The sequence below is a fragment of the Arthrobacter cheniae genome (genome assembly GCF_003602275.1).
Classification (GTDB): domain Bacteria; phylum Actinomycetota; class Actinomycetes; order Actinomycetales; family Micrococcaceae; genus Arthrobacter_D; species Arthrobacter_D cheniae.
This window is the reverse complement of record NZ_QZVT01000015.1, coordinates 24,854-47,569: the sequence shown is the minus strand read 5'-3', so window position 1 is coordinate 47,569 and position 22,716 is coordinate 24,854. Positions and strand designations below refer to the sequence as shown.

Here is a 22,716-nt window from a genome sequence, read left to right as displayed (position 1 = left end):
TACCCAGCAGGTAGGGCTCGAGATCGGTGATCGTCCTCAGCTCGACAGCGGTCGGACGGACTTCCTCAGCCTTCAAAATCAGCCCTACGCCAGCGTGATTGGTCGCCGCCCACCAACCGTCAGGTTCGTCCCAGAAGTCGAACGTGACGCTAGAACCATCGACCAGCAGGTCTAGCCGACCTCCTGATTGGGTCTCAGCACGCCGGATCCGCTGCTCGTGCTCACCCCGGTCCTGTGTCCGCCCGCCGGCCATCACTCGGTATAGGGCGACCGTGCGCATCGGGTCTTGACGCGTCGTCCACGTTCGCAGACTAGGGCCGCCCGTCATTCCACCGTGGAGGAGGCCCACTGTCATGGGTGGGCGGCTCCCCAGATCCCACTCTCCTAGGGCAAGGGGCCCCGTCCAGTTCGCGAGCCCAAAGCAGGGTAGGTCCTTTGCAGTCGCTCGGACCTGGTCCTCCATAGCGCTCATCTGTTCCCAAAACTCGTTCCCTGAAAGCGTTCCCCCGTATTCCATGGCGCAAGTATCGCACCCGAATCAAGGCTCCCAACGGGATCGGCTTGCGCGCACTCTAGGCACACTGACGCTGACGCTGACACTGACACTGGCGCGGCCGCGATCTATCCCGATGACCTGCACGTCTATGCAGAGGAGTCCGAGAAACCGGATGCTGACACTCGCCTTCACGAACCCCAGAACGGTACGGCACGCTGCGCAGACGACTGCGAGAAACGACAGCACAACCAAGCGGTGCTCAACGGGTCGTTTGTGCCACGCCTCCTCCGCAGGTGGTGGTCCGTGTGAGTCGTAGCGATTAGTGGCGCTGTTCCCGAAGTGCTTTATGACCGCTTGCTCAGTTCCGTCCGACCGTCTTTCACCGCGACACCCTGAGGTAAACAGTTCCGCCGGTGCGTTAGGGAAAGGATCGGCGGCCTACTCCGGTGTCCGATGAAGGACGAAGATTCCACCGTATGCGGGCTGGTCCGATCGTTGCCTGTCGCTGTCGGCGTATTCGCTCAATACGGCGTCGACGCGCGTGATGAGGTCCTCCGCATCTTCCGCCGAGAGGTGCAGAACAAAGCGCGACAGGCTCGCCAGCGCGTCCGGGCCCGCTTCAGTCAGTTCTTCCCGGAACGCCTCGACCGGCGCCAGGGGACCGTCAGGACCGGCGTCGCTGAGGGCAGTATCCAAATTCCAGGACCGCCCCGTGGATCGGTACGGCTTTTCAAGGGCGCCGCTGCTTCCGGCGCGGACCTCGGCCGCTTCGAGGAAGCCGGTCGAGAGTAGTTGCCGCACGTGATAGAGCATTGTTCCCGGATCCTGGCCCAGTCGGTCGGCGAGCTGCTTGTTGGTCAGTTCTTGAACTCCGCACAGGCGCAGGATTCTCAGGCGCAGCGGATGAGCCAAAGCCTTAACTTCCCGGGCAGTTGCGGACGGCTTCTCGATTCCGTCCGACTGCCCATCCGCTTCTAGCCGCGCTGTCGTCATGAACCAATCCTACAGTTTGGTGTACTACAATCGAATCGCCTTGAATTTTATAAATCGCTGTGGAATGGTCCACCTATGACTCCTCATGCAGCGCAGGCGAACAAGACGGTGCGGGCGCCGCTGGGCGCCTCCTACTGGAAGCTGTGGGCCTCCTCGGGGTTGTCCAACCTCGCCGATGGAGTCTTCAAAATCGCGCTGCCGCTGCTGGCCATCCAGCTCACCCAGTCGCCTGTCCTGATTGCCGGGCTCAGTGTCGCAGCGACACTTCCATGGCTTTTATTCACCCTGACCGCCGGAGCGCTGGCCGACCGGCTGGACCGGCGCAAGCTTATGGTGTGGTCCAACCTCTGCCGAGCCGTACTGCCCGGACTGCTGGTGGGCGCCATACTCCTCGACTGGGGGTCCCTCTGGGCCCTATACGTTGTCGCGCTGATGGTGGGCGTCGCCGAAACGCTCTATGACACCTCCGCCCAGTCGATCCTGCCCCAGGTGGTGCACCGGGATGAGCTCTCGCGTGCCAACGGCCGGCTCTACGGGATCGAGCTCATCACCAACCAGTTCATTGGGCCGCCACTGGGCGGGCTGCTGGTGGCACTCGGCGTCGTTGCCGGCTTCGCCGTGCCAGCGGCACTATGGCTTGTGGCCGCCGGTGGCCTGCTCCTGATCCGGGGATCTTTCCGCGCCGAGCGCGAGCACACGACGACACTGAGGTTCGACATCGGCGAAGGTCTGCGGTTCCTGCGGAACCACAGGATCCTTCGCACCCTCGCGGTGATGACCGGAGTGTTCAACTTCGCCTCCAGCGCCGCCTTCGCGGTCCTGGTGCTGTTCGCCGTCGGCCCGGCTTCACCGATGGGTCTGTCCGCAACGGGCTTCGGCCTCTTCTTGACGACCTCGGCCGTGGGCGCATTCGTCGGCTCGATCATCGCGGAACGGGTGGAAGCCAGGCTTGGCCGGTCGGCATCGCTGACGCTGGCAATCTTCGGGGTCGCCTTGTTTGTCGGTGCGCCCGCCATCACCGATAGCCCTTATGTCCTTGGACCGGTCTTCTTCGTTGGAGGCATGCTGATCGTGCTGTGGAATGTCATTACCGTGTCCCTGCGCCAACGCATCACGCCCAACCGTCTGCTCGGAAGAGTCAACAGCGCCTACCGCCTGCTGGCCTGGGGCACCATGCCGCTCGGAGCCGCAGCCGGCGGCTTGCTCGCCCAATGGCTCGGCCTGCAAGCCATGTTCGCCATCATGGGAATACTGACCTTGGCACTGCTGGGACTGATGCCCACCCTCACAAGCAAAGCAATCACCGCCGCCGACATCCAGTCATAAGCCGACACGGTTCTCTGCCGACCGACCTCCGGAATATGGGCCACCGAAGCTCACCCGTACCCGACAGGAAATTTGCATCTCATGCATGCGCTAACTGGTCGCGGAGACTGTTGTGTTTGGGTACACCCAACTTGCGAGCTACTTCGGCATCCCTCACCGAACCTACTGGTCCGCCGTCGACGCCGAATCCCAGGAGCTCGTAGGACATGCATCCCTCCTGATAAACAACGACGCAGACCTGATGCGCATCGGGTTCATTCATCGTGGATCCGGAACACCGGGGACGTGGATAGGCCGAGAACTTGTTGACAGAGTTGTTCGGCAAGGTTGTCGAGCATCAACCCACGCCATCTTGTAGTTGAGGGTCTACGCTCACAACACCGCAGCCCTCAATCTTTATGAGAGTCTCCGATTCGGTAGGACCGGGGTTGTCTTCCAGACCACCGTCGATGAAGAACAGTGGGACGTCCTAGATATGGCTCGCCCAACAGTGACCGGTTGAGGGTCCGCTACGGGGCAGTGCCTTCGTCGAGCATGACACCGAGCAAGCCGGCGAACCCTGCTGCAAGCACATGCCCGTTTGTGAGTGGCATCCACCAGCAGGTCCAGTTGATGCTCGCACCACCATGCGATGGGTCGAGTTCTCCCGCCGTCCACCGCTCTGCCAGATCAACGTCTTCCATGTTCATGTGGAAGTAATGCCTCACGGCTATCTCGTCTCGTGCTGGCCTTAAGTCGTACTCCTGTGTTCCGACGCCTCGGACAGGGTGACCATGCCGGCCAGTTTCTTCGAAGAGCTCGCGGATCGCGGCTTCCTCGGAGGTTTCTCCGGGTTGGATCGAACCAGCCGGCACTTGTACGCCTGTCTCCGTGATCGGCACATCGTTGTGAGTAAACACCAAGAGGTGCCCATCATGAACGACGTAACAAGCAACCTTCTGAACTTCACGGGGCATTCCGTCACTCTACGGATCCTGTGCTTCACACCTCACTCTCACCCCGTTTATGGATTTCTCCATCGGAACTCAGTAGGTTGACCAGGCGTCGCCCATCAGTAGGATCAGCAGATGCTTGTTCGCCCGGCAACACCAGATGATGAGGACGGTGTGGAGACCATCTGTGCGGCCAGTGGTCGCGATACATGGAACCTCAACACACTCCTGATGAGGCAGAAGCGACTAGTCGTGGTCGCGGAAGTAGGAGGGCAAGTTGTCGGCGTAGCCAAGACTCACTTCCACGAAGAGCCAGATCATGAGGCCCCTGCGGGCCACTACTTGGGAGGCGTGATGGTCAAGCCGGATCGCCGCCGCCGGGGCATCGCATTAGCACTCACTGAAGCTCGAATGAAGTGGATCTGGGCTCGCGACGACCGCTCCTATTACTTCACCAACGAGCACAACGCCGCTTCAATCCGATTGCACGCAACCTTCGGCTTCCGTGCCCTGGGCCGCTTTGTCTCGATTCACGGGGTGACGGCCGATAACGGACAGTCGGACCTCATTCTCTTCGCATCGTCCCGCTGAGTAACCCTCCGCATGACCCTCCCTGAGAACGCCATCGGGCGCCTTCGACGACTACTTCCGCGTGTTCAGCTCGTAAATCTCTGTCTTTTCCTCGTCCGTGAGGTCCGAGACTGCCAGAATGTCCTGCAGCACCGCGGATTTGCCCGCAATGTACCGGTGTATGACCAAACCCGGTTCAATTGCCAGCTGCTGTTTCACTGCGCCGTAACGGTTCCAAAGTGTGGGGTTTGCGAGAAGTGCGCCCCGGACGGCCAAATGATTACGGACGTGCAAAGTGCCAGCCACACAGAGGTACACGTTTCGGGCTGGTCTCTCATCGGGTGCCTTAGGGGCTTCGCGGTCCGTTACTCCGAGGTTTCCACAGTGGGTGTAACCCGCGCTTATGAGAGCCTCAGTGGCGGGAGCGACGATGCCCCGTGGAACGATGATGTCGATTTCGAGGATGGGCTTCGCTGGCAGACCCGGGATGGCGGTCGAGCCGACATGTTCGATCGAGGTGATGGGCAAACCGGTCAGGATGACTTTCGGGGCATCAGAGAGGACCCGGAACTGGTGCGCTCAATCCGGTGAGTGTGGCTCAACGATGATGCCCGCACTGTATCGATCAATCATGAAGCCAGAGTAGCGATCATTGGCTTAGGCACCGGCTCAATCCTCACGCAGAGACTGAACGGCCGGTGGTGCATGGGCGCCTTCTGCAATCCAGGAGTCGAGGTCGCACGGACGCTGGAAGGACAGGACGGGAGGCATCGACGGATTTGCCCTTATCTGCTCGATCGCTTTCCGTTTCCGGGTGAATGTCTTGAAGTGCCAGCCGATGATTGAGTCCTTTGCCAACACGCGGCGGAGAGTTTCCGTGTTGCCGTTGCACACTTGGTCTTTGCTGATGATGCGGCGGATGGTGCGACGGACGAGCCGTCCGAGCGAAAGCCACCGCGGGTAGTCGAGGAACACGATGAGCTCGGTCCTGGCGATAATGATGTCCCGCCAGGACGAGTAGGCGCTGTCGAGGACCCAACGGTCCTGGCCGGCGATGGTCGCCGCAATCCGATATTGGTCCTCGATCTCTCTGCCCTCCCAGCCAGGGAGCCAGCCCACGTCGTCGTCCGCTGAGAACTGGGGAACCCCAGTAGCGATGGCGTAGGCATGGGCGGCTGAGGTTTTCCCGCTACCGGTCACGACATGGAAGAGAACCCGTTGAGCCGGTACACCCGTCATAAGACCCACCGTAATGCCTCTAGAAATAGACGAGGAATTCGCGGGAGAACTCGAGCCAGGACACGGGGAAGGACAGGGGCGCGGCTCGTCGTCATCCCTTTGCTCATAAGCTCGCCCCATGGGTGATGACCGGATTGCAATTGACTGGGATGCTGCGCGGGCGAGTAATCGGGAGAACTGGGAGGACCGTGTTCCCCTGCATGAGGAGGCGTACGGGATCAGTGATCTCGATAATCCTGACCATCTGAGCTCCGTCATCCGCACGGACCTGACAGCTCTGGCACCATTCCTACCGAGTGGCACGGTGGCTGGGTTGGATGTGTGCCACCTGCAGTGCCATATCGGCACCGACACACTGTCATTGGCCAGGGCAGGAGCCCGGGTGACTGGCGTCGATTTCTCTCCAGCAGCGTTGGCGTCCGCTGCCGGTCTTGGGAAGCGGTTGGATCTGAATGCGATATGGGTGGAAACCGATGTCCTCGACGCCCGTGCCGCTGTCGCCGGTGACTTCGACCTTGTCTACACGAGCATCGGGACCATCAATTGGCTGCCGGACCTGGACCGCTGGGCGTCCCAGATAGCCGGACTCCTACGATCCGGCGGCACGTTCTACATTCGTGACGGACACCCGGTCCTCTATTCACTCGATGAGCATGCCGACGGAATGCGCCTCCGATACCCCTATTTCAACACCGGCCAGGCTCAGGTGTGGGACGAGGAATCCACCTACGCAGGAGACGGCACGGTCGAGCATCCTCGGACATATCAGTGGGCGCACCCCTTGTCTGACATCATCAACTCCCTCCTCGGATCTGGCTTGCAAATCCTGCGAGTTGACGAGGGCACCACGCTTCCGTGGAAGTTCTCACCCCGCATGGTTGAGGTGCCTGGAGGTTTCGCATGGCCGGAAGCCGAGCGTGACCTTGTTCCGTGTACCTACACGATCATCGCCCGGAAACCATGAGTGTCACCCGGCTCGAGCTTGAGCAAGCCTTCCGCCAGTCCTGGGGTGCCGACACCACCTGTCTCAACGCCGCGAGCCTCACCAAGTGGACGCCGGATAACCCGACACACGGGCAGTGCGGCCCCACAGCCCTCGTCGTCCAAGACCTGCTCGGCGGCGATCTGCTCATCGCAGACGTCACCGGCGGCACCGAGCACGACGAGGTCCACTACTGGAACCGCTTCGCCGGCGGCGTCGAAATCGACCTGACGCGAGAGCAATTCGAACCCCACCGCATCATCGGGGAGCCCCTCGTCGTCGTCCGACCAAAGGAAGGGCCGCGGGCGTACGGGCAGGAATACCGGCTACTCCGCACACGAGTAACGGCCGTACTGGCCTTAGACCCAGACGAGTCGCACGAGTATCCGATGAGAATTACGTGAAGGAGCCCGCATGCGCTTGAGATGGGAAGGCCTGGTCAATGCCCGGGATCTCGGAGGGATAGCCCTCCAAGGTGGAGGACAAACCCGCAGGGGCGCCTACGCCCGGTCCGATCATCCCCTCAATCTCACACCAACCGGGTGGGGAGAGCTCCAGAACTACGGTGTGCGGACTATTGCCTCGCTGGAGACTGGTGGGCTGGAAGGTGAGGAGGTCATCCGTTCAAATCGTCCCGTCGTTCCTCCAGCTGATGTGACCGCCACGGTGCTGCGCATACCGGTTGAGGACGCGACCGATGCTTCCTTCATGGCCCGATGGGCATGCACCGGGCTGTGGGGAACCCCGTTGTACTTTTCCGAGGCTCTGATCAATTGGCCAGCAATGTATGGGGCGGCGATCAATGCTCTCGCCCAAGCGGAGGGCCCTGTCCTGATGCATTGCGGGCGCGGCCATGACCGCACGGGCATCATGGCACTACTCCTACTCACTATCGCCGGCGCGACCGTCGAGGGAATCACCGAGGACTATCTTTTGAGTGCCCGCAATCTCGAGTCGCGCGAGCCACGGTCCGTCGAACTACTCGAGGGCGCACTACGACAGGCAGGCGTAAGAGCCAATGAAGCAATTGGTACTGCGATCGACGTGGTGGACGATGCATGGCTGTCACGAGCGAAAGTCACCGAGGGTTCGGTCAGTTCTATCCGAGCCGGACTCGCTGTCTGAAACACCTGCCCAGCAGCTGATCCCTCAGCGATTACACCTGGGACTCGATAGTTAAGGTTCTGGCATGGTCGTTTTGACTGCCCCTGCCCCTGCCCCTACCTGGAGCTGTGCCTGGCTTGAAGCACTCACAGAGTAGGGTCCTGGCCTGCACAAAAACGGCTTCGGGCTGCTACCTGATGACGGGGTCACATCCCATTCCGGCTTCACATCCTGGATAAAACGGCTCTCCCACGACAAGCACTGCACGTCAGGATCATGTTGCGGCGGTGCTGAAGCAGTGGGCGCGTGAACGCCCCGACGTGGATGTGAGCCCGATGGCTATGATCGGCCGGCTCTTCCGGGTGGCGCGGAGAATCGAGGCGCGCCTGGGTGAAAACTTCGCGGCTCAAGGCATTGATGCGGCGACCTTCGATGTGCTGGCAACACTTCGCCGCTCCGGGGCTCCCTATGCTCTGAGTCCAAAGGATCTGGTGGGGACGTCGATGGTGACCTCGAGTGCGATTGCCCAACGCTTGAACAAGCTCGAGGCCGAGGGGTTAATCGAACTGACCTCGAACCAGCACGACAGCCGCGGGAAACTCGTCCACCTCACCGATACCGGCCGCACCATCATCGACAGTGTTCTTCCGAACCACGTGGCGGTAGAACATGCGTTCCTTCAGGCCCTCAGCTCAGAGCAGCAGGACGCCCTCGCAGCACTCCTTACAGCCCTCGACCACTGAAACCGTTCAGCACTGAGTGAGCGTCCCGCTCAGGGATCCGTCAGCGGACGGAGCGTGAACAGCGGATCCCATCCACCTGCATGACCGCCTCTCTTCTGCCGATTCAAACGGCTCCACCGAAGTACACCTCTACCTCGCGCACGAGCCCGTCCTGAACTCGGCTTGCTTCAACGTTTCGATAAGTGCGTCCGGCGACTATGTACTCATACCGGTGCAACACGACACCGCCAACTTCGACGATTTGCAAGGTTGTCGCCGGTAAATCGAAATGGTCAGCCGATGGAAAGCACTGCTCCAGCCAAGCATCCCTGTTCAGATGGTCGTCTTGGGGACTGGTAAAGGTGAAATCCTGCGCCATCAGGGACAAAGCAAGGGTCGGGTCCTGCTCGCGGAAAGCACGCACGAACTCAAGAACTGCATCCTGCGGCGAAAGGTCCATACGCCGATCCTGATCCTCGTGGCACTTTCCGTCCAGACCCCTTCGCACTTCTTCGTGCTGACGAAGATAGTTGATCCGTTCAGAAACGTCCGCTCAGGGATCCCGTTAGCGGGAAGCTTCGGATGTGCGGGTCCTTCTACGATCGGCCGATAAGCGAGCATGGAGCTTCGATTTTTGTCCCTCTGAGGGCGCTAGCAGGCACTGAGGGCCGGCATGTATACGCTGAGAGCATCGCGACGAGAAGGGGTCTACACCGGATGTACGTACCTAATCCTGCGGAGGATGAGGAGCGGGACGCGTTGCTGATAGCTCTTGCTGCGCACGGGGTCACGGGGTTGGCGGACTTCGGGAATTTCGTCAACAACATCACCTGCTTCACACCATCCACTTTCGACATCAGAGCGTCCTGGCCGGTCCTGTTGAATTGGTTCCCGCGGTTGAACCAACCAAGACTAGTTGACGCGGTCGCGAGGTACCTCGGCCACCCAAGCCTTCGCCCGCAAGCATTCCCAGTCCTGGAGGCGGGCTTCCGTCGCTGGGCGGTCACAGATGCCACCAGCACACCGGGATGGACGATCGGCGCATCACTGGCCGCGACGGCGACAGTCGCCCAACTGCCACAGCTGCTGGACCTCGCGACCGATAAGCGCTTCGGTCGGAGTCGGCAGGAGATCGTCGACTCACTCTGGCGGTACCGCAAGAGCGGGCTCGTCGCGCCTGTTCTCCTCGAACTGATCCACGACCATGAAGTAGGCCTTCATGCCATGTCGGCGCTGCGGCAAACCATCGGCAATGCCGCGGCCATACCGCACCTCGAGCAGGTCGAAGCAACCGCGAACGGAACACAACTCGGCAAGAACGCGGACAAGGCGATCAAGCGGGCCCGTAAGTCGCTCGCTGCAGCAGCAGCCAAAGAGGCCTCAACTGATTAGAATTCGCTCACCGCGAGCAGGAACTCTTCTTTTCAATGCAGCCGCGAGCTTAGCGGCCTCTACAGCGCGAGCATTCCGTCCGCTAGACGGTTTTTGAGCCGTGCCATGGCATCTCCCGGCGGCCATGCAGCGAATCCGCCGTTTTCGAGGACGAGGTTCAGATAGGACACAAACGACATCTCGGCCGGTGCCGTGAAAACGCCGTCTGCGTCCGAGCAGGGAATCCGGAAACCATAAGGCTGCCCGCCGCTCAGATTGGCCTTATGCAAGCGATCCGGGGAGACAGGCAGAACGAACGACCCGGCACCCGGGTTATGGGCTGCTTCTTCTGCCCATGCCTCGTGCTCGCTGGCAAAATACTCACTCATTTCCATGTCCGGGTACCTGCTTCCCTCTAGTTCAATGACCAGAGGGTCAGCTCCGGATAACTCGGGCCAAGCTGGGTGGGTTCCGACCAGCCACACGTCGCCGACAAGTCTCAGCCAAGACGACAGCACCAGCGGGACGGGTCCAAGTTCCATTTCCAGCCAAGCCAACAGCCGGGGAGCCTCAGGACTCGCCGGCCGGAACGGATCGACAGGGGTTCTCTGATCATCGTTTGAATGGAAGACGAATCCTTCCGCCTTCAGGTGCCGCTCAAGGAGCCGGACGTTGTAACGGGCACGGAGAGCCATCTCATCGCACACGGACTGCGCTTGGGTTTGGATTTCCGTATCCCGTACATCCGCCCCGAGCCCGCTGAGTTCCGCCCAAACACCCTCGCGGTCACCGGCCCGGTACCGCTGTGGCCAGTCCCCGAATCCCATAAGCGGCCATTATCCACCACCACGCCGGTCTCGGCGCCGAGGTCAGCAGTGGAGGCCAGTCAGGCCGTCGGGGTGGTCCCCAACTGGGTGGGCACAACCACCTCCCGTGCGATCGTAACGCTCTAGAACTTGGTCAAGACTCTGATGTGACCACTCATTATGGAGCAGGAACGAAAGCTCAGCATCTGTGCTGCTGACACAATAGGGCGTGTGATCGGCATTCACGACGGCAATATCGACCGGAGCGCGGAGCAGCCCCCAGGGCTCAATAGCGTTGGCCAGGCGCCCCGTGAGCTTCAACTCCGCGTACTCGGGCTCATGCCAAATGGAGAAGGCACGCTGCAGGTCTAGGGGATGAATGCTTACCCAGACCCCGAAGATAATTTTCTGCCCCCGGTAAGGGATACCGGCAGTAATGCCCTCACGAAGGCACCGATATGGTCGACCTGCATAAGGATCGACGAGGTGGCATCCGCGTGGCTCAGCCATGTCCCTGCATCCAAATCCTTCCGATTACTGTCCAGGACGGGAGCAGGCACGGAAAACCTGATGTGTTTATCGTCTGCGGCTGTGCTGCGCCCGCACATTGTGCATGTGTGCTCCGTCGACTGGACCATGGTGTCTTCTCATTCCCCTAAAGCATCAGTTCCCAGGGCCAGTGAATCATGCTCACTACATTCCCGTATGCGGATCCTCTTGGGACAACCCGAGCACCGTAGCGAGCACTGATCCCACCAAACACCAGACAAGAACCCCGCCATCTTGACGAGAACTCACAGGCTTAGAGCGCCTCCGCAGTAGTGGCAAAACCCATGTGCGGAAGTATCTCCAGACATGGCCGCGCTCGGGTCGGTTTTGCTACCGTCCGAAGCTGTTGCGTTGGGTACACCGTGTGCAACAGTGTCCGCACGCAAAGGGATCGATCGACAGCACGGGGGACTCGACCGGCTGCCACCTTCCCTTCGAGGTCCTCGTCAACAATGACAGGGTGGCTCCCCAGCCCTGGTTCTAACCGGTCGGTGCCTCTGACTCCAAAGCGAGCGGGGCTGCGGAGATGTTCGAGATGGCCTTCCACAGGAGGGCCAGGGTGATGGCGGAGCCCGCGAAGGCGAACCACCACGGCCCGGTCAGTCCCCACACCTGGGCGATCAGCCCGCCGAGCAGCTGCCCGATCACGAGCCCACCGAATACGCCCACCATGTTGACGGAAGCAATGCGCCCCTGCAGGGACAGGGGAACGAGGCGCTGCCGGACCGTCGTCGAGATGGTGCCCCAGATAAAGGCGTAGATGCCGAACCCGAACATGATGACGAAGGCGAGTGCGGCCGACGTCGTGAGAGCGAAACCCAGGTGCATCACCACCTCGAGGCTGAGGCAGACCCGCATCATGGTGGCCAGGCGGACCCGCCGTTCGAGCCAGCTGAAACAGCTGATTCCCACGAGTCCGCCGAGAGCCGCGGAGGTCGCGAGCAGACCGTAGCCAACGGCGCTGAGGCCCAGGTACTCCGTGGCGTAGAGCACGAGGACGTACCAGGGGGCCGCCCACGTCACGTTGAAGATCAGGATGATGAGGATCAGCGTCCGGACGGGCGCGTTGCCACGCAGCCAGGAAAGACCCTCCCGGATGGGCCGAGGTGTGATGCCGTCGTCGAGGGCGGTCACGTCCTGCTGCGGAGGAGGCGTCTTCGCCATCTTCGAGACGAGGACAACGGCGAGGCTCACGCAGAGGATCTGCACGGTGAACGGCCAGAACGAGCCGACAGCGAAGAGGAAAGCGCCCAGCGGCGGCCCGACGAGTTGGTTGGCCACGAGGTATCCGGCCTGCATGCGGGCGTTGCCGACCCCGAGATCGGCCGATGGCACCGTCATGGGAAGCAGCGTGCTGCCGGCCGTGTCCGCGAAGACTTCGGCCGTTCCGTAGAGGAAAGCCGAGACGAGCACTACCCAGATGCTCACTTGACCGGTCACGAGAACGGTCACGAGGCCCAGGACGATGACGGCCCGGACACCGTTCGCAAGCATGACGAGTCGGCGCCGGTCATGATGGTCGGCGATCGAACCCGCCAGGAGTCCGAACAGGAGCCACGGCAGGATCTGCATCATGGCCCCGGACGCGACCAGGAGCGGCGACGACGTCACCGACGCGATCAGCAGAGGAGCGGCCGAGAGGGCAATCCCGTCACCGATGTTGCTCGTCCAGGTGGACGCGAGCAACCATCTGAAGCTGCTGCCCAACCGACGCGGAGCGAGCACCTCACCGAACGAGGACATTGCATTCTCCTGACGAGGGGAAGGTGGCGGGGGCGAAGGTTGGTTGCACCGTTCGTATTCGGATCGTATCGGTTGGGCGAAATTACCTGTCTGTAAACCCGAGCACTCACCGCTCGTGCCCGAGGTGCTGCACTCATGCGGGCCGGCGTTACTCCGAGCAGTGCGCCTTTATCCGGTACGGGGAAGATGTATGCACTGGTGCCCTATTCGTACATCAGCTCGTCAACGAAGGTGTTGCGGCGCCGAGTACACCCAAACGCCGCAGCGCAGATCGCCTCACATCGCGTTGTTTTAGGGCCCTTTTACGACTTTCGCAACAGGATTGTTCGAGGTCTAGACGTCACGCAACACTGCCCTGAGGCGCAGTACGCAAGGGGATCCCTTGCGTGCGGATGGTCTTGTGCGGGGCGTACTTAGCGCAGCACCTATGGCAACGGACTGACGATCGTGCAAGGCCCCTGTGTGCGCATTCCCTTCGTGCAGAGATGACTAAGCCATGCAGGGAAGTTTTTGGTGTAAGGCATGCAGGGTCACGGTTCCGCCGTAAATGGGAGAGGTCCCAAGCTCTGAAAACCCCATCGTGTATACATCTCTCGTACCTGGGGTGTTTGGCCGAAAACGCCTAGGACTGCATGGTGTTCGGTTCGGTCCGAGAGGAGTTCGCGAATGCACTGCTTAGCTATCCCACGGCCTCGAAAGCGTTCGTCGACAGCTAGTTCCTGGACGATAACGATTCTCGACGGCGTGATTGCCGCGTCTCGCGCTGTCGGCATTGCGTCTAGTCGTCGCTGCCAGGAGATGTCCTGGTCAAGCCTCTGAGACAGCGCAAAGCCGATCACATGCCCATCGTGGCCCGCCGCTACAAGGCGCCCACCAGGACTAGCAAGTTGGTCGGGGGCCCATTGAGTGATGCTTTGCAGGTCGCTTGGTGATTCATTGTAAGGAGCGGCCGCGAAGCTCGAAACGAAGAGATCCGCGATCTCAGCCCAAGTTTCGTCCGGGGCAACATGCTCGAACCGGACGTAACTAACTGCACCGTCGACCCTTGTCATAGTGGCTCAGACTAGCTCCTGTTGGGAGAGGGCCAGGCGAATCGACGGCGCGTGAGCCATCGTCGCCGTACATCGGGCTCAACCCGTAGGAGCTTTCGAGCCAAGGCCATTCGCCCATGCGCGCATCGGCATCCTGACTGGGACGGCCTCGCAGGTGTTCGTAGAGACTCAAAGGCGACGCGCAGAGACAATCACACGAGACCTGCATCGGGCGCTCTAGAGTGAACGCATGACGACGGCTGCAGCAGGTTTCCCGCCAAGTCGTCTGCTTAAGTCGGCGAACGTAGGCTTCACAGACAATGGTCGCCGTGCACGCTAGGGCGCAGCGTACGTGCGGACTCTCTGCGCACATGTCGGCGCATCGTTCACGGAGACGAGCATTGACGAAGATGTTATGGCAATTGACGGCACGGTCGACTTCGCACGAATGCCCGTTCGGGTACAAATAAAGTGCACCTCCCAGTTCAGCGTGGCCGGTAACAGGCTCACTTTGCCACTTGAGCTGAGTTGGGTGGAAAAATGGACCATCAGTGACACGCCCGTGATCGTCGTAGTCGTCAAAGTGCCCAGTGACATCCCGGGGTGGCTGGACTATGACGTCGCCTTCACTCGGCCCAACACGGTCGCCTTTGGCCGTCGGTTCGACGCGGCAACGGACGTAACATCCATGGTGTTCACGAGTTCGGACCGCCTCACAGGCGAATCAATCCACGACTGGCGAGACCTTGCGTACGACATTGCGGACGGGGTGGTGACGTGAGTTCTCGCGGACACCGTCCACACTTCGACGTGTCGTCTTCCTACGCTGTCTCCGACATCACCGCGGAACTTTTGCGCCGGCAGTGGGTAAAAGTACGCTCGAGCGATCGTGCAGCACTTTGGTCGCTACCCAAAGCGTCCGCAGAACTTTACGTGCCGAACAAGCTACGACGCGACACTCTTGAGTGGGACGGTGTACTCGAACGCATTGCCGCTCCTTCAAAGAAAGCCCGCGTGACATCGAGCGAGCGATTGAGCATAAAACTTTGATTTCATGCGATTCAGAGTGAATGCGACTGGGAGACGAGATCGCTGCGCAAGCGCGCCTTGGTCACACGGAAGTTGGCAGCTTCGTTTTTCCTGTCCTGTTGCACGTAAATCAGCCTGAGCCGCTTGAGCAGGCCACGCTCGAAGGCATCGATCAGGTGATTCCCGAATCGGATGAGCGGCGAGTCACTCGGACGCTCGCACAAGCGCTGGACGCGTTCGAACGTCAGGTCGCTAAGCCAGGAACCGAGCCGACACCGCGGGCCTTGCTCCCCGTGGTCTACGCCGGTAGCACAAAGGAATTACTGAACAAGGTCGCCGCCGCACCGACGGAGCCGGACATTTCGTTCCTCGAGACCAGCTTCAACTGGGCTGGTGCCGAACCTGTAAGCCGAAATCTGCCGCGGTCTGTGGCCATACCGACCGAAGCTCGTCGACTCGGGACCGCGGCTGCGCGAATACTAGGAGAGTCAAACCAAGATCCCCTTCGAGTGCTCGTCGGTCCCATAATTCGTATCGAGTACGTGAAGGGTGAGTTGCTCGGCGAAATCGTCATCCAAGCCCCGGGCCCGATCCGTGGCTGAAAAAGCCGTGCGGAAATGCAAGTACGCGCCGACCAACTTGGAGTGCTTCACGAGTGGATGCACGGCGGAACTACCGTCGTGGTGCAGGGAAAAGTGCAGACTCGACCGGGCCGCTACGCCTTTCTGGAAGGCATAGCGGCACCTCAGCCGCTTTCAGCCACGTTGGAAGGCGTCGAGTAGCTGGTGTAGAACGGAAGGTGCTCGCTCGTCGTTTGTCGTTGTTCTAGGTCGGATGACTGCCGGCCGCTTCTAGCGCCCGCCGGGTTCGTAGTAGTGCCAGTACCGGCTTGTGGCGTTCACATCCGCGAGCACCAGCAGACCGCTGTTGGTCGTCCGTTGCGCGGCACTGTTGAGGTTCTGCTTCATCGACGTCACGTTGTGTGCATACTGGTCGGCGTCGACGATGCGAGGTGTTTTCGTGGTGGTGAAGTCGATGGCGTCCAGCGGTGTGGATTTTTCGTAGATCGCGCCTCCCGTTCTGGTGCAGGCACCAGCGTCGGTTGTGCCATCGGGCTTCGGGTAGGTGGCGAAGGTGCGCAGCATCTGGGTGCTCTCGTCGATCATGACGATCATCCGGTTCGGGCATTCCGCCACGGTCGCGATGGTGTGCGCCGTCCACGTCGTACCGTTCAGTGCCAACAGTTGGATCAGCGGTTCGGACGCGAACGTGAACGAGGTCTTGATGGCGGCGAAAACCCTTCCATCGGAGGAGCTCAGCGTCTTCAGGTTGATGTGGTCACTGCTGTTCTGTCCCAGGACCGCCGCTACCGGGGTGGTCCAGTCGGTATTTGATGCTCCATCGACGTGGTGGCTCCAGTACCTGCCGTCGGTGGCATCGCCGACCTGCCGGCTCCACATCACACCCATCTTGTTCCCGTCGAAAGCGATGACCGCCGACGTGTCGTCCACGGACACATTGCTCAATGGCGAGGGGTGCGCGAACGGCGTCCCCCACGTCCTGCCATCCGTACCAGTGACGTTCAGGTAGATCCGGTTCCCCTGCTGCCAGGTCGCCCATACCCGACCGGTCGAGTCCTTGTCGATGGTCAGGGCCTCGACGCGCTGGTTGTTGATCTGGGTAGCACTGAGCAGCGTGTACGCCTTCGTACTCGCGTTGTAGCTGTAACGTCGCATCGTCGTCGGGTAATTCGGTTCGGCCGGCAACCCGTCATTGACGAACCGGTAACTGGCCACGTTCAGCGTCGTTCCATCCCACAGCACGTCATGATGCGTGTTTGCCCGCGGGTCCGTCGCCACACCCGTATCGACCCACGTGCTCGTCACGGCATCGAATCTGAAGATATGGAAGTCCGAGCTGTCGGTGTCCCACAGGTTCCCCCACCAGATTCCGTCGTTGAACCACAATGCGCTGGTCGCCCGCTTGGTACCCGTCGGCGACGGCGTCCCCACGTGCGACGGGTCCTCGACCCCGACATCGCCCGGCTCTGGCACGATAGGCGCTGGTGGCGGTGTCACCGTCGGCGAAGGCATGTCAGCCGGAAAGCCGGTGTCGGGGTCGGCCGGGGGTAGACAGCCGGTAAGGAGCAGGAGCACGATCACCGCAGACACCAGGTGTCTACGGCGGCCGCTGGGTGAGCTGATCATGAGGTTTTCCCGTGGTCCGATCAGTTTGCACTGCTGGGTTCTGCTAGAACTGAGCTACTGTATTGAGCTCATATCCGTCGGGGGACGGATACACCCCCAGCCGCCGGCCACCGCTGTCGGACGGCAGGCCGATCTCGCTGAGCATCATTTCCACGAGACTGTCGAGGATCGCATCCTGGAGCTGGTCCAGCTGCGCTTAGTTACGGTTGTTGTACTTGCATCACTAGCCTTGGTGGGGTTGTAGTCCCTCTCGAGCCGAATTCGGCCCCGTCGCTGCTGGTGGTGTTGATGCCCAGCGACAGGCTGCCGCCGACCTCACCATGCAAAGCTGTGGCAGTCAGTGGCACTTCATAACTGGTGTTCGCCCTGTATGTTGAGGCCCGCGAGGGCGACAGCTAAAACCGCGACAACCGGGAGCCGGAGCAGCACGCGAGCGAGGTGCAAGGCTCCGCCAGCCGCCTGCGTGCGTGCGTCGACTAACAGTGCGAGCCATGGGATTTCCTATCCGCTGGCCGGTGCGCTGCACGAATGCACCGTAGAAGGGTTACGAGCAGATGCGTGCACACCTGTTTCGCTCCCCAGCGGACTATCACCATCCTCCAAAAAAGCCTGAATCACAAGAGTGCAGCAACCAGTTTCAAGGCAAGTCGGTCCCTGTCTTCAGCTTCGGCTGTGGATGCTCCCTCACTTAGTACTGCGGGTGCTCCCTCCGCAGTCTGTTACAGCGAAAGACCGGCTTAAACATTGCGCCGCCCGCGGACACGCTGATGGTTACAACCAACAAGAGGAGAAATACCCGTTGAGAGGCTCTCATGCTGACGGAATTACCGCTGCAATGATAGTCATCAATGAAAAATCGAAACGATTACATAACATCCAACCTACTGGAGTACCCGCAACCTACAAGATCGGCGAGGGTCCGCTCCGAGATCAGTTCCCGCTCGAATTCGGCGAGGGCGGCGAAGATCCCGAACATGAGTTTTCCTGCTGTGGTGGTGGTGTCGATCGCGGCGCCCTGCCCGGTGAGGACTTTCAGTCCGACGCCGCGGCGGTGAGGTCGTGGACTGTATCACCAGGTGGTGCAGATTCCGGCCGAGCCGGTCGAGTTTCCATATGATCAATGTGTCCCCGTCCCGCAGTGCCTTGAAGCAGGCAGCCACGGGCGGTCGTCCTTCTTGCCCGAGGCGAAATCCTCATAGAGTTGGGCCTCGTCGACGCCGGCTTCGAGCAGGGCGTCCCGTCGCGGGTCGGTGGTCTGCGATCCGTCGGACTTCGACACGAGCATGTAGCCGGCGAGCATCCCGGAACTCCTGTCACTTGTACGACCGGTTGTACAGCGGTGTTCTGGTACTTCTTTTGGATGCGGGTTCAACGGGGCTTTTGAGAGATCTCACCCATCGGCGGTGAGCGAATGGAACGAGTTCTACTACCCGGTTTCACACAAACCTGTGGGCTTGGGTATCACCTGCCCTCCCAACCACTCGCGGGATCCTTTGCCTATGGGCCGCTCTACGGGCTCGTGGTGATGATCCCGCCGCTATGGACGGGGCGTATTTCGACGCCTCCGGTGTTGGTGCGAACGGCCGGGTTTAGTCGGGCGATGGCTATGGCGGCGCCGAGGTCAGGTGCTTCGATGACGTAGAAGCCAGCGACGAACTGGTCGGCTTCAACAAAAGGGCCGGCTGTCGTGTCGTCGTGTCGGATGGAGACCGCGTTGGCTCTGGGCGTGAGGGCGTAGGCGAGGGACATCGAGCCTGAGGCTTGGAGGTCCCGTGCGTGCTGGTCGTTCTCCTCCAAGTCGGCTTCAGCGGCTTCGAGGGCATGGAGGGACTCGTCCGAGTAGATGAGGATGGCGAAGTCGGGCATCGGGCGACCTTTCGGTGGTTTGGCTGATCCTGCAGCTGCAAGAGTTGCTTCAGATGTGGGTTGGTTAGTTCACGACGACGTTCTGATGACCGTCGATGAGTTCACGCACGACGTCGAGGTGGCCGACGTGGACAGAGGTTTCCGCGAGGACGCGGAACACGATCTCGCGCCCGTCTGCCATGGGCGGTTGGTCGAACTGGCTGGCTGGGGGCCACCAGCGGGGAGGGGCATCCAGATCGACCCCGGCTAGTATCTTGTCGCTGCTGGTGATCTGATCCTGGTAGATGATTACAGCGTCCAAGCCGGTCATGGGCGTGGAGTGCCACCCGTCATGGAGGGCTTCGATCGCAGCAGAGTTACCGCCGAGGACGGCTGAGATCCAGAACATCTCGTCGTCGAACGCGAGGTGGTTCAGCAGCCGGGTCACGGTCCACCCCGATGGAACGAGTGGCGTGCTCATCTGCTGTTCAGTCAGCCCCTCGACGGTGCGCAGTACGTGGCTGCGTTCGCCCGCCAGTTGAGCGAGCAGCTGGGCGTCGCTCACGCTTTCGACTCGTAGCCGATAAGCCACCGAAGCCCGTGTCGGTCGGTGACCTGACCGTCCGCGCCGTCCCACGGCCGTTGCACCAAGGGATCAATCGCCGTCCCGCCGACGCAGAGCTTGTCGAACCACCCAAGCAGCACTGACGGCTCAGCGGTGCCCAGCAGGGAGAGCACCAGGCCCTCGCATCGCACCGAGGGCTCTCCTTCTGGTGTGTCAGAGCCCGCGAGGGAAACAACACCATCAAGGACCCCATGAGCGACAGCGTCCGACGGTCCGTCGGTCCTCCCATGATCCTCGTAGGAGTTCAGGGACAGCTCGCCTCCGAAAACATCGGCATAGAAGCCCAGTGCTTCCCTCGCCGTTCCAGGGAAGCTGATGTAATCGAGGGGTGCAGCCATGATGAATACTCCTGACATTGATTTTGTGAAGCAGACCGAATGGCTCTTCTCTACTTCTTAGACGGTCGTGCGACAGCAAACTCATCGGCCCTCAATGTCGTCTGCAGATATGCGGAGCGATGTAACCGGATCGGAAGGATTCCTGTCGAGCCGCTGGGGGATCCGGGAACAGTACCGCGTCTAGTCACAGGCGACTTCGTGCAAGCTCGGATAAACAGGATTACGACCGTCCCCGTACACCAGCAATGCTCCACCTCCCAGCCCCCAGGACAGCTCGTACTGTTCGTTGTCGATGGGGCGGATACCATCGTCGGACATCCACGATCCTGTCCGCCAGCCCACACCAACCGGGTGCACTAAATAGACCTGGCCTCCACCAGCCATGAGAAATGAACTCTCCCGGGCAACGGCCCGACACCCGCCCGATGCGGAAGGTTCAAGGACCGAATATGTAGCACCGAAGGCGGCGTCTCCGAGGAACGCGACGACGCACCCGCCAACAGCCAGCGGCGTAACAGCTCTCCACACCGGCGCTACTCGACGACCGCCCGGAGATGTTCTCCGGTCGTCATCACCAACGACCAGACGCCGATGGACAAGACCGAGGATGAAAGAGACGGCAGACAGGACAGTGCCTACGACCCATGGCGGAAGGACAAACGCGCCGAGGGCAAAGATCAGTCCGCACCACCCCAACACCAGAATCACCAGTGCAGCCACCCCGCACAGCACCGAAGCCCAACGAATCCGCTGCGCTAGCGAGTGGCTGACAAGGTCCCGCGATGACGTCATCGCGAAAGCCTACCCAACGAGGCGAAACTATCCCCTGTGCGTTATCAGGACAGAGAAGTCTTGGCTCACAAACCCTGAATGCGAGGACTTTTGAGACGAAACACGGCGAGACAAGTTTCCGAGACAAGAAGAGGCCCGTGATTCCGGGGGAGTGGTGGTGCGATACAGGACTCGATCGGAGGTCTTAAGAAGCTTTAGGTTTTCGAGACGCAAAAAACGGACCGGCGGTCCCTTTTGGTGTCCCGTATATCGGGCACACGCACCGGGCGTTGAGTCGGGCAGGTGGGCCTTGGAATGACTGAGGCACATTGATCGCTGGTCGGGTGTTAAGCGGCGGCGTTGCTGGGCCGGCCCCATGGTCCGGTGATTGCGAGGGTGAAGCCGGGGGACTGGATGTTCACGAAGAGTGTGTCGCCGTCGGAGCTGAAGGCGGGTCCGCAGAACTCGCTGTCGTTGAAGTCGTTGCGTGCCAGGGGGTAGGCCTTGCCTTCAGAGGTCACACCGACGAGGTGGGGTACACCGCTGCCGTCTTCGGCCAGGATGAGACCGCCATGCGTTGAGACGGTGATGTTGTCCGGTCCGTCGAAGTTGCCGTTGTCCTGGTCAGGGTTCTGGTTCACACCGAAGATGGTTTTGAGTGTGATGGTTTGGCTGGCGGGGTCGTAGAACCAGACCTGGCCGTCGTGCTCGTTGACGCTGCCATCGCCGAGGCGGGCGAAACTAGCAACGAAGAACACTCCGTTGTCAGCCCACCACTGGCCTTCGAGCTTGCGTGAGCGGGTGATCTGGTTGTTGGTGAACTGCTTCCGTACCGACACCGTGGTTGCGTCGCGTTCTGGCACGTCGATCCATTCAACTTTCAGCCGGGTGCCGACGGTGGTTGCTTCGGAGAGATCAGCAATGTGCTGGCTGCCCCGGTAGCAACTCATGGCTTGAAGTTGACCTGCCGTGTCGCCTCCGGGGGAGAGGGCGAGCTCGCGCAGTGCGTTCCTGCCGGGAGTGAAGTTGGCTGGTGGCACCCATCGGAAGTACAAGCCGTTGGGATTGCCCGCGTCTTCGGTCAGGTAGATGGTGCTGGTAGCGGGGTCAACCGCTACGGCTTCATGGGAGTAGCGGCCCATGAATTTCAGCGGGACGGCGCTCTTGCCGATGTTGCTCTCCCTGCTGGCGGGGTCCACCTCGAAGACGTACCCATGGTTCTTGGTGCGCCGGCCTTGGCCTGCCCGGTTTTCGGTCTCTTCACAGGTCAGCCATGTTCCCCAGGGCGTGATGCCCCCGGCGCAGTTGTTGTCGGTGCCCGCCAGGCTGGTGTATTGGTCGAGGCGGTTGCCGGCTCGATCCACCGTGATGGTGGAGGTGCCGCCGATGGCACCGGGGTCGTAGGTTATACCCTCAATGACGGGGACTGGGAAGGGTTCGTTTCCGCTGTTCTCATGGTTGATCACGAGCACGGAGCCGCCGTTGCCGGCGTCGAAAACACCCATACCGTCTGGGTCCGAGGGGTGCACGCCATCCGCTGTCGGTGTTTGTCCGGAGCGCGCGATGAGCTTGTAGGAGAAGCCATTGGGCAGAGCGAGAATGCCCTGCGGGTCGGCGACCAGGGCACCATAACCGAGCGCGGTGCGTGTTGTGGCAGCTGCGGCTGGGCGGATGAAGGCATCGAGACTGCCTGATCCTGCGAAAACAAAACCAAGACCGGTAGCAGCGGAACCGCCAAGGAAGTTACGGCGTGAAACGGACGGATTGATGAGAGCCTCCAGGTGGGGCAGGGATTGGACAGATGAGTCGCTCCCTAATGTTGCAGTCCTAAACGTCCCCTTCTAGACGCTCAAACGTTGCCTAAGTGAACAAACAACAAACTCGGCTTGTCCACGTCCTAGGAACAGGTGACCCCAAAGAGTGAAAACGGTGGGGGCCAATTCGTCGAGACTCTTGCACACCGTTCCGCCACGGCAGTTGGTTTAGAACATCGTCGCTCAGCCATCCACCAACCTCGCAGTTACACAATGTGGCCCA

General features: G+C 60.9%; 23 protein-coding genes and 1 pseudogene. 10 read left to right on the top strand and 14 right to left on the bottom strand.

The window, feature by feature from the left end; translation table 11 throughout:
- Positions 1-934 precede the first annotated feature (934 nt).
- The gene (locus D6T63_RS17715; protein ID WP_120150553.1) at positions 935-1,489 is read right to left on the bottom strand and encodes an ArsR/SmtB family transcription factor; all 555 of its coding nucleotides are present in this window, start codon (positions 1,487-1,489) and stop codon (positions 935-937) included.
- A gap of 75 nt (positions 1,490-1,564) precedes the next feature.
- On the opposite strand from D6T63_RS17715, the gene D6T63_RS17710 reads away from it, so the two are divergent.
- On the top strand, positions 1,565-2,815 hold the full coding sequence (locus D6T63_RS17710; protein ID WP_120150551.1) for an MFS transporter: 1,251 nt from the start codon (positions 1,565-1,567) through the stop codon (positions 2,813-2,815).
- A gap of 509 nt (positions 2,816-3,324) precedes the next feature.
- Here the strand turns inward: D6T63_RS17710 and D6T63_RS17705 are convergent.
- On the bottom strand, positions 3,325-3,771 hold the full coding sequence (locus tag D6T63_RS17705; protein ID WP_120150549.1) for an NUDIX domain-containing protein: 447 nt from the start codon (positions 3,769-3,771) through the stop codon (positions 3,325-3,327).
- Between the two features lie 111 nt (positions 3,772-3,882).
- Between D6T63_RS17705 and D6T63_RS17700 the strand changes: the two genes are divergently transcribed.
- Complete coding sequence (locus tag D6T63_RS17700) at positions 3,883-4,338, top strand: GNAT family N-acetyltransferase (protein WP_120150547.1); 456 nt, start codon at positions 3,883-3,885, stop codon at positions 4,336-4,338.
- 51 nt (positions 4,339-4,389) lie between these two features.
- On the opposite strand, the gene D6T63_RS17695 is transcribed toward D6T63_RS17700, so the two are convergent.
- Entirely contained in the window at positions 4,390-4,845 is a 456-nt protein-coding gene (locus tag D6T63_RS17695) for a GrpB family protein (RefSeq protein ID WP_235830841.1), read from the bottom strand.
- 141 nt (positions 4,846-4,986) lie between these two features.
- A complete protein-coding gene (locus tag D6T63_RS17690) occupies positions 4,987-5,556 on the bottom strand; it encodes a P-loop NTPase family protein (RefSeq protein ID WP_120150543.1) in 570 nt (189 codons plus the stop codon).
- A gap of 118 nt (positions 5,557-5,674) precedes the next feature.
- On the opposite strand from D6T63_RS17690, the gene D6T63_RS17685 reads away from it, so the two are divergent.
- From D6T63_RS17685 to D6T63_RS17670, 4 genes are all read left to right on the top strand, one after another.
- Positions 5,675-6,520 (top strand): class I SAM-dependent methyltransferase, encoded by an 846-nt coding sequence (locus D6T63_RS17685; RefSeq protein ID WP_120150541.1) that lies wholly within the window; start codon positions 5,675-5,677, stop codon positions 6,518-6,520.
- Positions 6,517-6,942: a YunG family protein gene (locus D6T63_RS17680; protein WP_120150539.1), complete on the top strand. Its 426-nt coding sequence runs from the start codon at positions 6,517-6,519 to the stop codon at positions 6,940-6,942. The genes D6T63_RS17685 and D6T63_RS17680 overlap by 4 nt, the downstream gene beginning before the upstream one ends.
- A 10-nt stretch (positions 6,943-6,952) precedes the next feature.
- Positions 6,953-7,663, top strand: coding sequence for a tyrosine-protein phosphatase (locus tag D6T63_RS17675; RefSeq protein WP_120150537.1), 711 nt, complete (start codon positions 6,953-6,955; stop codon positions 7,661-7,663).
- Positions 7,664-7,929: 266 nt separating this feature from the next.
- Entirely contained in the window at positions 7,930-8,385 is a 456-nt protein-coding gene (locus D6T63_RS17670) for a MarR family winged helix-turn-helix transcriptional regulator (RefSeq protein WP_235830840.1), read from the top strand.
- 103 nt (positions 8,386-8,488) lie between these two features.
- Here the strand turns inward: D6T63_RS17670 and D6T63_RS17665 are convergent, their stop codons facing one another.
- Positions 8,489-8,824, bottom strand: coding sequence for a nuclear transport factor 2 family protein (locus D6T63_RS17665; protein ID WP_120150535.1), 336 nt, complete (start codon positions 8,822-8,824; stop codon positions 8,489-8,491).
- A 257-nt stretch (positions 8,825-9,081) separates the two neighbouring features.
- On the opposite strand from D6T63_RS17665, the gene D6T63_RS17660 reads away from it, so the two are divergent.
- Positions 9,082-9,756, top strand: a complete 675-nt coding sequence (locus tag D6T63_RS17660) for a hypothetical protein (protein WP_147394431.1) — start codon at positions 9,082-9,084, stop codon at positions 9,754-9,756.
- A 59-nt stretch (positions 9,757-9,815) separates the two neighbouring features.
- On the opposite strand, the gene D6T63_RS19060 is transcribed toward D6T63_RS17660, so the two are convergent.
- The gene (locus D6T63_RS19060; RefSeq protein ID WP_147394430.1) at positions 9,816-10,130 is read right to left on the bottom strand and encodes a hypothetical protein; all 315 of its coding nucleotides are present in this window, start codon (positions 10,128-10,130) and stop codon (positions 9,816-9,818) included.
- A gap of 228 nt (positions 10,131-10,358) precedes the next feature.
- On the opposite strand from D6T63_RS19060, the gene D6T63_RS19055 reads away from it, so the two are divergent.
- Positions 10,359-10,688, top strand: a complete 330-nt coding sequence (locus D6T63_RS19055) for a hypothetical protein (protein ID WP_147394429.1) — start codon at positions 10,359-10,361, stop codon at positions 10,686-10,688.
- 882 nt (positions 10,689-11,570) lie between these two features.
- Here the strand turns inward: D6T63_RS19055 and D6T63_RS17645 are convergent.
- Together D6T63_RS17645 and D6T63_RS20285 are read right to left on the bottom strand one after the other, a co-directional pair.
- A complete protein-coding gene (locus D6T63_RS17645) occupies positions 11,571-12,833 on the bottom strand; it encodes an MFS transporter (protein ID WP_120150526.1) in 1,263 nt (420 codons plus the stop codon).
- 530 nt (positions 12,834-13,363) lie between these two features.
- Positions 13,364-13,885: a GNAT family N-acetyltransferase gene (locus D6T63_RS20285; RefSeq protein WP_120150524.1), complete on the bottom strand. Its 522-nt coding sequence runs from the start codon at positions 13,883-13,885 to the stop codon at positions 13,364-13,366.
- A gap of 331 nt (positions 13,886-14,216) precedes the next feature.
- Between D6T63_RS20285 and D6T63_RS17635 the strand changes: the two genes are divergently transcribed.
- Both D6T63_RS17635 and D6T63_RS17630 read left to right on the top strand, forming a co-directional pair.
- Positions 14,217-14,645 carry a DUF4365 domain-containing protein gene (locus D6T63_RS17635; protein ID WP_120150522.1) on the top strand — a complete coding sequence of 143 codons (429 nt, stop codon included), beginning with the start codon at positions 14,217-14,219 and terminating at the stop codon, positions 14,643-14,645.
- A 289-nt stretch (positions 14,646-14,934) separates the two neighbouring features.
- On the top strand, positions 14,935-15,495 hold the full coding sequence (locus D6T63_RS17630) for a hypothetical protein (protein ID WP_120150520.1): 561 nt from the start codon (positions 14,935-14,937) through the stop codon (positions 15,493-15,495).
- 249 nt (positions 15,496-15,744) lie between these two features.
- On the opposite strand, the gene D6T63_RS17625 is transcribed toward D6T63_RS17630, so the two are convergent.
- The 6 genes and pseudogenes from D6T63_RS17625 to D6T63_RS17595 form a co-directional block, all read right to left on the bottom strand.
- Positions 15,745-17,100: a hypothetical protein gene (locus D6T63_RS17625; protein WP_235830839.1), complete on the bottom strand. Its 1,356-nt coding sequence runs from the start codon at positions 17,098-17,100 to the stop codon at positions 15,745-15,747.
- An 865-nt stretch (positions 17,101-17,965) separates the two neighbouring features.
- A pseudogene (locus D6T63_RS20320) lies at positions 17,966-18,142 on the bottom strand (recombinase family protein); the annotation flags it as partial.
- A 467-nt stretch (positions 18,143-18,609) separates the two neighbouring features.
- Positions 18,610-18,966 (bottom strand): YciI family protein, encoded by a 357-nt coding sequence (locus tag D6T63_RS17610; RefSeq protein ID WP_120150516.1) that lies wholly within the window; start codon positions 18,964-18,966, stop codon positions 18,610-18,612.
- Positions 18,967-19,030: 64 nt separating this feature from the next.
- On the bottom strand, positions 19,031-19,510 hold the full coding sequence (locus D6T63_RS17605) for a mycothiol transferase (RefSeq protein ID WP_120150514.1): 480 nt from the start codon (positions 19,508-19,510) through the stop codon (positions 19,031-19,033).
- Positions 19,507-19,908 (bottom strand): VOC family protein, encoded by a 402-nt coding sequence (locus D6T63_RS17600; RefSeq protein WP_120150512.1) that lies wholly within the window; start codon positions 19,906-19,908, stop codon positions 19,507-19,509. Before D6T63_RS17600 ends, D6T63_RS17605 begins: the two co-directional genes overlap by 4 nt.
- A gap of 1,118 nt (positions 19,909-21,026) precedes the next feature.
- On the bottom strand, positions 21,027-22,448 hold the full coding sequence (locus D6T63_RS17595; protein ID WP_120150510.1) for an alkaline phosphatase PhoX: 1,422 nt from the start codon (positions 22,446-22,448) through the stop codon (positions 21,027-21,029).
- Positions 22,449-22,716 lie beyond the last annotated feature (268 nt).